This window comes from Micromonospora sp. WMMD998 (assembly GCF_029581235.1).
GTDB lineage: Bacteria > Actinomycetota > Actinomycetes > Mycobacteriales > Micromonosporaceae > Micromonospora.
Genome location: NZ_CP120740.1, coordinates 1 through 11,972, shown reverse-complemented (window position 1 = coordinate 11,972; position 11,972 = coordinate 1). Strand labels below are relative to the sequence as shown.

The 11,972-nt window shown below is 75.1% G+C and carries 11 protein-coding genes; 8 read left to right on the top strand and 3 right to left on the bottom strand.

Going from position 1 to position 11,972, the window contains the following annotated elements; genetic code table 11:
- The first annotated feature begins 1 nt into the window (after position 1).
- The 5 genes from O7619_RS00055 to O7619_RS00035 all read left to right on the top strand — a co-directional run bounded on the left by O7619_RS00055 (position 2) and on the right by O7619_RS00035 (position 5,311).
- Entirely contained in the window at positions 2-1,051 is a 1,050-nt protein-coding gene (locus O7619_RS00055; RefSeq protein WP_282284901.1) for an alpha/beta hydrolase, read from the top strand.
- A gap of 71 nt (positions 1,052-1,122) precedes the next feature.
- Positions 1,123-1,986, top strand: coding sequence for a DUF3152 domain-containing protein (locus O7619_RS00050; RefSeq protein ID WP_282284900.1), 864 nt, complete (start codon positions 1,123-1,125; stop codon positions 1,984-1,986).
- Positions 1,987-2,050: 64 nt separating this feature from the next.
- Positions 2,051-2,842 carry a DUF3152 domain-containing protein gene (locus O7619_RS00045; RefSeq protein WP_282284899.1) on the top strand — a complete coding sequence of 264 codons (792 nt, stop codon included), beginning with the start codon at positions 2,051-2,053 and terminating at the stop codon, positions 2,840-2,842.
- Between the two features lie 42 nt (positions 2,843-2,884).
- The gene (gene moeZ / locus O7619_RS00040) at positions 2,885-4,132 is read left to right on the top strand and encodes an adenylyltransferase/sulfurtransferase MoeZ (RefSeq protein ID WP_282284898.1); all 1,248 of its coding nucleotides are present in this window, start codon (positions 2,885-2,887) and stop codon (positions 4,130-4,132) included.
- A 111-nt stretch (positions 4,133-4,243) separates the two neighbouring features.
- On the top strand, positions 4,244-5,311 hold the full coding sequence (locus O7619_RS00035; protein WP_282284897.1) for a hypothetical protein: 1,068 nt from the start codon (positions 4,244-4,246) through the stop codon (positions 5,309-5,311).
- 9 nt (positions 5,312-5,320) lie between these two features.
- On the opposite strand, the gene O7619_RS00030 is transcribed toward O7619_RS00035, so the two are convergent.
- Entirely contained in the window at positions 5,321-6,562 is a 1,242-nt protein-coding gene (locus O7619_RS00030) for a glutamate-5-semialdehyde dehydrogenase (RefSeq protein WP_282284896.1), read from the bottom strand.
- A 73-nt stretch (positions 6,563-6,635) separates the two neighbouring features.
- Entirely contained in the window at positions 6,636-7,745 is a 1,110-nt protein-coding gene (gene proB, locus O7619_RS00025; protein ID WP_282284895.1) for a glutamate 5-kinase, read from the bottom strand.
- Positions 7,746-7,806: 61 nt separating this feature from the next.
- On the opposite strand from proB, the gene O7619_RS00020 reads away from it, so the two are divergent.
- From O7619_RS00020 to O7619_RS00010, 3 genes are read left to right on the top strand one after another with little or no spacing between them, the layout of a single operon-like run.
- The gene (locus O7619_RS00020; RefSeq protein WP_282284893.1) at positions 7,807-8,148 is read left to right on the top strand and encodes an MGMT family protein; all 342 of its coding nucleotides are present in this window, start codon (positions 7,807-7,809) and stop codon (positions 8,146-8,148) included.
- A 32-nt stretch (positions 8,149-8,180) separates the two neighbouring features.
- Entirely contained in the window at positions 8,181-9,530 is a 1,350-nt protein-coding gene (locus O7619_RS00015) for an MFS transporter (protein WP_282284892.1), read from the top strand.
- 22 nt (positions 9,531-9,552) lie between these two features.
- Positions 9,553-11,031, top strand: a complete 1,479-nt coding sequence (locus O7619_RS00010; RefSeq protein WP_282284891.1) for an aminotransferase class V-fold PLP-dependent enzyme — start codon at positions 9,553-9,555, stop codon at positions 11,029-11,031.
- A 48-nt stretch (positions 11,032-11,079) separates the two neighbouring features.
- On the opposite strand, the gene O7619_RS00005 is transcribed toward O7619_RS00010, so the two are convergent.
- On the bottom strand, positions 11,080-11,972 hold an 893-nt coding region (locus O7619_RS00005), incomplete at its 5' end, for a hypothetical protein (protein ID WP_282284890.1).

Genomic DNA, 11,972 nt, shown 5'->3' with positions numbered 1-11,972 from the left:
CATGAAGCGTGCCGCACTCTGGCCGGACCATGTCCTCCCCGCACACCAGGTCCCGCCGCCGTGGCCCGGCCGGCACGTGCCGCTCGACGGCACGCTCGTCCACGTCCGGGACACCCCGGCCACCGCGCCCGGCGCCGAGCCGGCGCTGTACGTGCACGGCCTCGGTGGCTCCGCGCAGAACTGGACCGACCTGGCCGGCCTGCTCGCGGGCCGGCTCGACGGCCAGGCGATCGACCTGCCCGGCTTCGGGCGCAGCGAGCCCGGGCGGCGGTACACGATCCCGGCCTTCGCCGACCGGGTGGTCCGCTGGATCGAGCACAGCGACCGGGGGCCGGTGCACCTGTTCGGCAACTCGCTGGGCGGCGCGGTCGCGGTGCGGGTGGCGGCGCTGCGGCCGGATCTGGTCCGCACGCTCACGCTGATCTCGCCGGCCCTGCCGTTCCTGGACTTCCGGCGTTCGTTGCAGGGGCGGATGCTGCCGGTGCTGGTGATCCCCCGGGGGGAGCGGCTGGCCGCCTGGCGGCTGGCGCAGCTCGCCCCGGAGGTGATGGCGCAGCAGGTGATGGAGTCGTGCGTCGCGGACCTGACCCGGATCAGCGAGCAGCGCCGGCAGGAGGCGATCGAGGAGATCCGGATCCGGTACGAGGCGGCGCACTACGCGGCGGCCTACGTCCGCACGTTCCGCGGCCTGGTCGGTAGCTTCCTGCGGTCGTACCTGCCGGGCGCGGGCGCGCTCTGGCGGCAGGCCGCGGCGGTGCGGGTGCCCACGCTCGTGGTGGGCGGCCGGCAGGATCGCCTGGTCGACGTACGGGTCGCCCCGCAGGCCGCCCGGGTGATCCCGGACAGCCGGCTGCTGATGCTCGACGGTGTCGGGCACGTGGCGCAACTGGAGGTGCCCCGGACCGTGGCGCGGGCGGTGCTGGCGTTGCTCGCCGATGCGGCGCCGGACGGTTCCTCACCGGGAGCCGCCGGCCCGGCGGCGGAGGCGGCCGAGGCAGCGGAGGCGGCCGAGGTGCCGGAGGTCGCCACGCCGGGGTCGAACGGGCGGTAACCGCAGGCCACGGCCCTGGTCGCCGGAACGGCGGAGCGCGAAAGCGGGCGTGACGTGGCAGGCTGAGCCGGATGCCCAGCTCCCGCCGTCCGCGCGCCGCGCGGTTCACGCCCCGCGTCCACCGATGGCGTGCCGTCGCCGTGGTCTGCGCGTTTCTCGCCACCGCCGCGGTCGGCGTCGGCGTGGCGTTGCGACTTCCGCCGGCCGGCGCGGACGAGATGGTCACCGACGGGTTCGCGGCGCAGCCCCCGGGCCCCGCGCAGCCCCCGGGTCCTGCGGCGCCGTCGGCGAGCGTCCCGCCGTCGCCGAGCCCGTCGGCCGGGCCGGTGCTGGCGCTGCCCGGTCCGGTGCCCTCCCACGGCCGGGGCAGTTTCGGGTACGACGCCCGGTCCGGCGACGTGCTCGGCCGGGCCGGGGCGGTCCGGCGGTTCCGGGTGGCGGTGGAGAACGGCTCCGGTGAGCAGGCGGTCGCCTTCGGCGACGCGGTGCAACGGGCGCTGGCCGGGCCGGGGAGCTGGGTGGACGGCGGCCGGCTGCGGTTGCGGCGGGTCGCGCCGGGCGGCCGGTACGACTTCACGATCTATCTGGCCACCCGGGACACCGCCGGCCGGCTGTGCGGGGCGGGTGGGATCGACATCCGCAAGGGCGGCGTGCCGTACACGTCCTGCCGGCTGCCCGGCAAGGTGGTGATCAATCTGGATCGGTGGCGGACCTCCGCGCCGCACCTGGTCGCGGCCGGGATGCCGCTCGACGCCTACCGGCTCTACGTGGTCAACCACGAGGTGGGGCATCAGCTCGGGCACCACCACGAGGCGTGCCCGGGTGCCGGCAGGGCCGCGCCGGTGATGCAGCAGCAGACCCTGTTCCTCGACGGATGCCGGCCGAACCCGTGGGCGTACCTGCACGGGAAGCGGTACTCCGGCCCGTCGTTGTGAAGGTTATTCGCGGCTTAGAAGGCAAAAGCAGCTAAATGCCCGAATTGCGTGGCACGCTGGGGGCATGACGTACGACCCGCCGGAACGCCCCGGGCTGCGCCGGATGCGCCGCCGCCGCCGACGGTCGGTGCTGCTGCTGGCGATGCTGCTCGCGGCCGGCGGCGGAGCGGCGGGAATCACCCGGCTGAGCGAGCCGACGCGGCCCGCCCGGGTCCCGCTCGCCGCCGAGCCCACCCTGATGCCGGACGCCGACACCGACCACCGGCCGGCCCCGACCGGCTATCCCACCGCCGGCCCCGGCACCTTCACGGTGGCCCAGGGACGATCGGCGGTACGCGGCGACGGCGGCCCGCTGCGCCGCTACCGGGTCGAGGTCGAGCGGGGTACGGGGCAGGACGCGGACGGGTTCGCCGCCACCGTCGACTCGGTGCTCGGCGACCCGCGTAGCTGGATCGCCTCCGGGCAACTGCGCGTGCAACGGGTGCCCGAGGCCGCCGCCGCCGACTTCACCATCTATCTGGCCACCCCGGTCACCTCCGAGCGGATGTGCGCCGAGGGCGGCCTGCACACCGAGCGGTACACCTCGTGCCGCCTGCCCGGGCGGGTCGTGCTCAACCTGGCGCGCTGGATGACCGCGGTGCCCGACTACGGCGCCCCGCTCGACGTCTACCGCACGTACGTGATCAACCACGAGGTCGGGCACGAGTTCGGCGAACTGCACCAGGCGTGCCCCGCGCCCGGCCTCCCCGCCCCGGTGATGCAGCAGCAGACGTACGGGCTGGACGGCTGCGTGCCGAACGCCTGGCCGTACGTCGACGGGGTCCGCTACTCCGGCGAGCCGACCGACGGCGTCTGACGTTATTCCCGGTCCCGCAGTTCGGGCCGGGTGTCCCTCGTCATGGCCGATCCCCGCCTTCGCGAGCGACAATGGCGCGGTCCCACCGCCGATCCCGGGGAGTTCACCGTGTCGTTACCCCCGCTCGTCGAACCCGCCGCCGAGCTGACCGTAGACGAGATCCGCCGCTACTCGCGCCACCTGATCATTCCGGACGTCGGGGTGGAGGGGCAGAAGCGGCTGAAGAACGCCCGGGTGCTCTGTGTCGGCGCCGGCGGTCTCGGCTCGCCCGCCCTGATGTACCTCGCCGCCGCCGGTGTCGGCACGCTCGGCATCATCGACTTCGACACCGTCGACGAGTCCAACCTCCAGCGCCAGATCATCCACGGCGTCTCCGACATCGGCCGGTCCAAGGCCGAGTCCGCCGCCGCCTCGATCCGCGAGATCAACCCGCTGGTCCACGTGGAGATCCACAACACCGCGCTGGACCGGGAGAACGTCAAGGACATCTTCTCCCGGTACGACCTGATCGTCGACGGCACCGACAACTTCGCCACCCGCTACATGGTCAACGACGCGGCCGTGCTGCTCGGCAAGCCGTACGTCTGGGGTTCGATCTACCGCTTCGACGGCCAGGCGTCGGTCTTCTGGGCCGAGCACGGCCCCTGCTACCGCTGCCTCTACCCGGAGCCGCCGCCGCCCGGCATGGTCCCGTCCTGCGCCGAGGGCGGCGTGCTCGGCGTGCTCTGCGCCTCCATCGGGTCGATCCAGGTCAACGAGGCGATCAAGTTGCTCGCCGGCATCGGTGAGCCGCTCGTCGGCCGGCTGATGGTCTACGACGCCCTGGAGATGAGCTACCGCAAGATCAAGGTCCGCAAGGACCCGAACTGCGCGCTCTGCGGCGAGAACCCCACGGTCACCGACCTGCTGGAAGACTACGAGGACTTCTGCGGCGCGGTCTCCGAGGAGGCGCAGGAGGCGGTGGTCGACTCCACCATCACCGCGCTTGAGCTCAAGGAGTGGCAGGACGCCGGCAAGGACATCTTCCTGGTCGACGTCCGCGAGCCGGCCGAGTACGAGATCGTCCGGATCCCCGGCTCGACGCTGATCCCCAAGGGCGAGATCATCTCGGGCGAGGCGCTGGCGAAGCTCCCGCAGGACCGGCAGATCGTGCTGCACTGCAAGTCCGGCGTCCGGTCGGCCGAGGCGCTCGCCGCGCTCAAGGCGGCCGGATTCAAGGACTCGGTGCACGTGCAGGGCGGCGTGCTTTCCTGGATCAAGCAGATCGACCCGTCGCTGCCCGCGTACTGACGTCGATGTGAGCGGAGGCCCTCCCGGCGCGCCGGGAGGGCCTCCGTCGTCCGCTGATTTCTGGCCGAGCTACCGAGGCGGAACCGCGTCCACGCAGGTAGCGTCACCGCCGTGGTCGATCTGGAAGCGGCGATCGGGTTCGTCGTGGCACACGGTGACACGGTGGAGCGCGCCCGCCTGTCCCGGTTGCGCTCCGGCACGCCGGCACCGCCGGACCTGCTCGACGCGGCGGAGTCCGGCCGACTCCCCGGCGGCGGCTGGCCCGCCGTGCTCGACGGCGACGTCGCCTCCGTCGACGCGACCTGCTTCCGCCTGTCCGAGTTGGACGACCTCGGCGCGCTGGGCCGCCCCGCCGCCCGGCACGCGCTGGACTGGCTGGCCGCCGGTCAACTCGCCGACGGCGGCTGGGACGAGCACCGCTCGCTGGCCGGGTTCGCGCCGGAATGGGCCACGCCCGGTGATCCCGAGGCCCGGTTCTACCTGACCGCCGGCGCCGGCTTCTGGCTCACCGTGGCCGGGCTGGACGCCCGCGCCGCCGGCCCGCTCGACCACCGGGTCGGCGGGGCGTACGCCGGGGTGGTGCAGGCGGCGGCCCACACGCTCGCCGCGCAGCTCGGGCCGGACGGGAGCTGGCCGTCGTTCCTGCCGGCCGGGTGGCTGGCCGCGGCCGTGCTGCACCGCCAGCGCATGTACGACCAGTCGGCCCGGATCCAGGCGGTGCTCGCCGACCGGATCCCGGAGATGTCCCCGGCCGACGTGGCCTGGCTCGCCGCCACCCTGCGACGGGTGGAGGTGGGCGAGGAGCAGTGGCTGCTGGTGTCCGCGCGGCGGCGGCTGGCCGAGACCCAGCGCAGCGACGGTGGCTGGGACAGCGACGACGGTCACCAGTTCGACGTGCACACCACGCTGCGCGCGATCCGGGCCTGCCGCCCGGATACGTTCGAGGCCCCGCTCTCCGGCGCGCCGTTCGTGCTGCCGAGCAGCATCGCGCCGCCCGCCCTGCCGGCCCCGCCGGCCTCGTCCGCGCTGCCGGCCCCGCCGGCCTCGCCCGTGCTGCCGGCCCCGCCCGTGCTGCCGGCCCCCCGCTCCGCCCCGCCGGCGGCCGGGGCCACCCGGCCCGGCCTGCCCCCGGGCGACCCACCCGCGCCGTCCACCGGGGACCCCCTCCAGATGGCATGAAACCGGCGGTCAGCGCAGGTGGCCGTCGCCGGTGACGACGTATTTCGTGCTGGTCAGCTCCGGCAGGCCCATCGGGCCGCGGGCGTGCAGCTTCTGGGTGGAGATGCCGATCTCCGCGCCGAACCCGAACTCGCTGCCGTCGGTGAACCGGGTCGACGCGTTGACCATGACCACGGCGGCGTCCACCCGGGCCACGAACTCCCGGGCCGCCCGCTGCGAGTCGGTGACGATCGTCTCGGTGTGGCCGGTGCCGTACCGCCTGATGTGCGCGACCGCCGCGTCGAGCGAGTCGACCACGGCGACCGAGATGTCGGCGCTGAGGTATTCGGTGCCGAAGTCCTCCTCGGTCGCCGGGACCACCGCGGCGGAGTGGGCGGCCACCTCGGCGCTGCCGTGCACGGTCACCCCGGCGTCGGCGAACGCGGCCAGCACGGCGGGCAGAAACACGTCCGCGACCGCCCGGTGGACCACCAGCGACTCGGCGGTGTTGCAGGTGGACAGGCGCTGGGTCTTGGCGTTCAGCGTGATCGCCAGCGCCTTGTCGAGGTCGGCGGCGGCGTCGACGTACACGTGGCAGTTGCCCACCCCGGTCTCGATCACCGGCACGGTCGACTCCTCGACCATGGCGCGGATCAGCGACGCGCCGCCGCGCGGGATCAACACGTCGACCAGGCCCCGGGCCCGCATCAGCTCCTTGACCGACTCGCGCGAGCCGGCGTCGACGAGCTGCATCGCGTCCGCCGGCAGGCCGGCCGCGACGACCGCGTCGCGCAGCACCGTGACCAGGGCGGCGTTGGAGTGCGCCGCCGAGGACGAGCCGCGCAGCAGCGCCGCGTTGCCGGACTTCAGGCAGATGCCGGCCGCGTCGACTGTCACGTTCGGCCGGCCCTCGTAGACGACGCCGACCACCCCGAACGGCACCCGCACCTGGCGCAGCTCCAGCCCGTTCGGCAGGGTGGAGCCGCGTACCACCTCACCGACCGGGTCGGGCAGCGCGGCCATCTCGCGCAGCGCGTCGGCGATGGCGGCCACCCGGCCCTCGTCGAGGGCGAGCCGGTCCAGCACGGCCGCGCTCAGCCCGGCGTCGCGCCCGGCCGCCAGGTCCGTCGCGTTCGCGGCCAGGATCTCCGGGGTACGCGCCACCAGCGCGTCGGCCATCGCGTGCAGCGCGGCGTCCTTGGTGGTACGGGTGGCCGCGGCCAGTGCCTCCGCCGCGTCCCGGGCCCGTCGGGCCTGCTCGACGACGCTCATGATGCGCTCTCCTTCACAGAGGTGTTAGGCGGGGGCCCTTCTTATGCAGAATGCGTTAAGAAGGGCCCCCGCCTTACAACAAAACGAGGTCGTCACGGTGGACTACCTCGCGTTCGTAGGCCGGGCCCAGCGCCGCGGCCAGCTCCGACGTCGAGCGGCCGAGCAGCCCGGGCAGCTCCACCGCGTCGTAGTTGACCAGGCCGCGGGCCACCGGCGCGCCGGCGGTGTCGACCAGGTCCACCGGGTCCCCGGCGGTGAACGCGCCGTCGACGGCGGTGATGCCGGCGGGCAGCAGCGACTTGCGCCGGCCCACCACGGCCTGCACCGCGCCCGGGTCGAGGTGCAGCCGGCCGCGGGGGGCGGTGGCGTGCGCCAGCCAGAACAGCCGGGCGGCGGGGCGCCGGCTGCTGGCGTGGAAGAACGTGCCGACCGCCGTGCCGGCCAGCGCGTCGGCGGCCAGCGGCGCGGCGGTGAGCACCACCGGGATGCCGAAGCCGGTGGCGATCCGCGCCGCCTCGACCTTGGTGACCATGCCGCCGGTGCCCACCCCGGCCCGGCCGGTCCCGCCGACGTCGACGCCGGCCAGGTCGCCCTCGCCGTGCACCTCGGTGATCCGGGTGCTGCCCGGGCGGGCCGGGTCGCCGGTCCAGAGCGCGTCCACGTCGGAGAGGAGCACCAGCAGGTCGGCGTCGACGAGCGCGGCGACGAGCGCGGCGAGGCGGTCGTTGTCGCCGAACCGGATCTCCTCGGTGGCCACCGTGTCGTTCTCGTTGACGATCGGCACCGCCCGCAGGTCGAGCAGCTTGCGCAGGGTCCGGTAGGCGTTGCGGTAGTGCGCCCGCCGGGTCACGTCGTCGACGGTGAGCAGCACCTGCCCGACGGTGCGCCCGTGCCGGGCGAACGCGGTCGCGTACCGGCCGATGAGCAGGCCCTGGCCGACGCTGGCGGCGGCCTGCTGGGTGGCCAGGTCGCGCGGGCGCCGGGGCAGCCGGAGCGGGGCGAGACCGGCGGCGATCGCGCCGGAGGAGACCAGCACCACCTCGCGCCCGGCGGCGACAAGCGCGCCGAGCGTGTCGACGAGCGCGTCGACCCGGGCGTCGTCCAGGCCGCCCGCGGTGGTGGTCAGCGAGGACGAACCGATCTTGACCACGATCCGGCGGGCCGAGGTGACTGCTTCGCGCACCCGACCATTCTGCGCGTTGCGGTCCGCGAGGCCATGCCGCGTTCCCATATCGTGGCAGCTCGTGACACCTGACGAGTACGTCGAAGCGGTGCTGGAGCTGGTCGAGCGGATCCCGCCGGGTCGCGTGATGTCGTACGGGGCGGTGGCCGACGCGCTGGCCGAGCGGTCCGGGCGGGCGTCGGCGCGGCTCGTCGGTTCGATCATGGCCCGGCACGGCGGCGGGGTGCCGTGGCACCGGGTGGTGAACGCGGCCGGCCGGCTCCCGCCGGGGCACGAACGGGAGGCCCGGGCCCGGCTGCGTGCCGAGGGGTGCCCGCTGCGGGGGGAACGGGTCGACCTGGCGGCGGCTGCCTGGTCACCCGGGGAGCCCGACGAGCCCGGGGAACTGGCGGCCGGGATGTGATCCCGGCCATAACGTGAGTAGCATTCGGCTCCATGACTGCTTCGGGCCTGCCCCGCCGGGTGCACCTCGGGTATGCGTCGGGCTCCCTGGTCACCGGCGCGTTCGGGACCGTGCCCGGGCTGCTCCTGCTGCCCTACCTGACCGACACGCTGGGGGTGGCGGCCGGCGTGGCCGCGCTGCTGGTGCTGCTGCCGAAGGCGTGGGACGTGCTCGTCAACCCGGTCGCCGGGCGGATCTCCGACCGGACCCGCTCCCGCTGGGGCGCCCGCCGGCCCTACCTGCTCGGCGGCGGGCTGGCCCTGGCGGCGCTGTTCGCCGCGATCTTCGCCGCGCCGTTCGCGACCGGTCCGGCCGCCGCCGCGTACGTGGCGCTCGCGTTCCTGGCCACCGCCACCGCGTTCGCGTTCTTCCAGGTGCCCTACGTGGCCATGCCGGCCGAGCTGACCGCCGACCCGGCGGAGCGTACCCGGCTGATGACCTGGCGGGTCGCGGTGCTGGCGCTGGCCATCCTGGTCTCCGGCGCGGTGGCCCCGGCGGTGGTCACCGCCGGCGGCGACGGCGTCCCCGGCCACCGGTGGATGGGCCTGTTCGTCGCGGCGCTGATCGTGGTGGGCGCGGTCGGCGCGTTCCTGGGCACCCGGTCCGCGCCGGCCGGGACGGTGGGGGAGAGCGAGCCGAGCCTGCGCGCCCAGCTCACCGTGGCCGGCCGCAACCGGCCGTTCCGGTTGCTGCTGGTCTGCTTCGTGATCCAGTCCGCCGGGGTGGCCACCGTGCTGGCCGGCGTGAAGTACTTCGCCGACCAGGTGCTGCGCGCGCCGGACAGCGGCCCGACGCTGCTGTTCGCCTGCTTCGTCGCGCCGGCCCTGCTGGTCATGCCGCTCTGGAGCCGGGCCGGCGCCCGGCTCGGCAAGCGCACGTCGCTCGTCGCCGCGTCGCTGCTCTTCGCGGCCGGCGCGCTCGCCCTGGTCGCCGCGCCCGCGCTGCCGGCCGCCGGGGTGTATGCGGTGGTCGCGCTGATCGGCGTCGGGTATGCCGGCCAGCAGGTCTTCGCGCTGGCCATGCTGCCGGACTGCATCGCGTACGACACCGCGCGCACCGGCCGCCGCCAGGCCGGCGTGTTCACCGGGCTGTGGACCGCCGGGGAGACGTTCGGCCTGGCCCTGGGCCCGGGCATCTACGGCCTGGTGCTCCAGCTCTCCGGCTACGTCTCCTCGTCGACCGGATCCGCCGCCGCCCAACCGGCCACCGCCCGGCTCGGTGTGCTGCTCGGCTTCACCGTCCTGCCGGCCCTGCTGGTGGCCGCCCCGGTGGCGCTGCTGCGCGGCTACACACTCACTCCGGCCCATCTGACCGCCACCGCCGCGCAGGCGGCGCGGGCGTGACCCGTCCCGAGAGGAACACCCGATGACCGACACCGCAGGGACGGGCGCGCTGCCCGAACGGGGGCTGCCCGCCGCGCGGGTGCTGGACGAGATCCGGGCCCTGCGGGCCACCGACCGCCCGACGCACGGCGGCCGGCTGTTCGCCTACGTCTACGACCCCGGCGTCGCCGGGCTGGACGAGCTGGCCCAGGCCGCGTACGCGGAGAGCGCGCACGTCAACGGTCTCGACCCGACCGCCTTCCCGTCGCTGCTGGCGATGGAGAACACACTCGTCGCCGCCGCCGCCCGGTTGCTCGGCGGCGGCCCCGGCACCGGCGCGCCGGACGTGGTCGGCAGCGTCACCGGCGGCGGCACCGAGTCGCTGCTGCTGGCGGTCAAGGCGGCCCGGGACGCCCGCCCCGGCCTGGCCGAGCCGCGGATCGTGGCACCGGCCAGCGCGCACGCCGCGTTCGCCAAGGCGGCCCACTACCTGCGGGTGAAACTGGACGCGGTGCCCGTCGACCCGGTGACGCTGCGCCCGGAGGTGGCCGCGATGGCCGCCGCGATCCGCCCGGAGACGGTGCTCGTGGTCGCGTCCGCCCCGTCGTACGCGCACGGGGTCGTCGACCCGGTGGCGGAGATCGCCGCCGTCGCGGCGGCGGCCGGGGTGCGGTGTCACGTGGACGCCTGCTTCGGCGGCTGGGCGCTGCCCTGGCTGCGCCGGCTCGGCGCGCCGGTGCCGTCGTTCGACTTCGCCGTGCCCGGGGTCACCTCGATCTCGGTGGACCTGCACAAGTACGCGTACGCGCCGAAGGGGGTGTCGGTGCTGCTGCACCGGGATCCCTCGTTGCGCGCCCCGCAGTTCTTCGCGTACGCCGACTGGCCCGGCTACACGATGGTCAACCCGGTGATCGCCTCGACCCGGTCCGGCGGCCCGATCGCCGCCGCCTACGCCACGCTGCGCCACCTCGGCGCGGACGGCTACCTGCGGCTGGCCGCGTCGACCCGGGACGCGGTCGCCGGGCTGGCCGACGCGGTGCGGGCGACCGAGGGCCTGCGGCTGATGGCCGAACCGGAGTCCACCGTGGTCTGCTTCACCGCCGACGACCCGAAGCTTGACCTGTTCGTGCTCGTCGACGAGCTGACCGCGCGCGGCTGGCACACCCAGCCCCAACTCCGGTACGCCGGCCTGCCGGCCAGCGTGCACCTCACGGTGACAGCCGTGGTGGCCCCCCGGGTGGCCGAGTTCTCCCCGGTGCTCGCCGACGCGGTCGCCGCGGCCCGGGCCGCCGGCCCGGTGACGCTGCCGCCGGACCTGCTGGCGCTGGCCGGCGGCCTCACCCCGGAGGCGCTCACCCCGGAGCTGGTGGCCGGCCTGGCCGGCGGGCTCGGCCTGGGCGACGGCACCGGTGTGCCGGAGCGGATGGCGGTGGTCAACACGCTGCTCGACGCCGCCCCGGCGGCGCTGCGGGAGCGGCTGCTGGCGGAGTTCGTCGGGCTGCTCCAGCGCCCGGCCTGGTGAACGGTGACGCCCGGCCGGCGCGCACGCGCGCCGGCCGGGCGAGAGACGTCAGCCCGCGTCCGCCGCCCGCACGGTGAACGAGGTGGTGTTGTCGGCCGGGTTCAGGTCGGACACCGGGATACCCGGGAAGTAGCGGGCGCCGATGGTGAACGAGCCGGTGCCCAGCGAACCGGCCGGGGTGCCGGCGGGGGCCCGGAGCACCACGTCGAACGTGCGCTCCTCACCGGGCAGGAACCGCCCGCCCGGAACGCCGAACGAGTCCGGGAAGCTCGGGTCCACCGGCGGGTCGGTGGTCCACACGACCACCCCCGGCGGCAGGTTCGCCGCCACCTCCAGGCCGTACGACGGGGCGTCGTTGCCGTAGCGGACGGTGACCGGCATCCGGCCCTCCAGGGTTCCGTCGGCCCGTGGGGTCAGCGTCACGTTCCCGCCCCGGATGCTCGCGTCCGGCCGGGTGGCCTGCCGGTAGCCGCGGGGGTGGCGGAGGCTGCCCGTGGTGGACCGGAACAGCGTCTGGAACCGGGCCGTGTCCGTGATCTCGGTGCCGTCCTCGGTCCAGGAGCCCACCGCGATCGAGCCGCCGCGTGCGGTCATCGGGTAGTCGCGCGCCGTGGTCCAGACGTGGAAGTTGAACCGGAGGGTCTTGGTGCCCGGCGTCGGAACCCCGTTGGCGGAGCAGTGCATGACCACCCGGTTGCGCTCCAGCCGATCCGGGAGGCAGGGGTTGTCCCCGGGCTCGACGCCGACGAACGAGGCGCCGGCGGGTTCGGTGATGAACAGCTCCACCCCGGGGTCGGTCGGGCTCGGGTTGGTGAGCGTCGCGGTCAGCGTCCCGACGTATCCCCGGTCGGTCGGCGTCAACACCAGGCGCCCGGCGCTGATGCTCGGGCCGTCGGCCGTCGTGCGGTCCGCCGCGGTGGCGGGGGCGGTCAGCGCGAGCA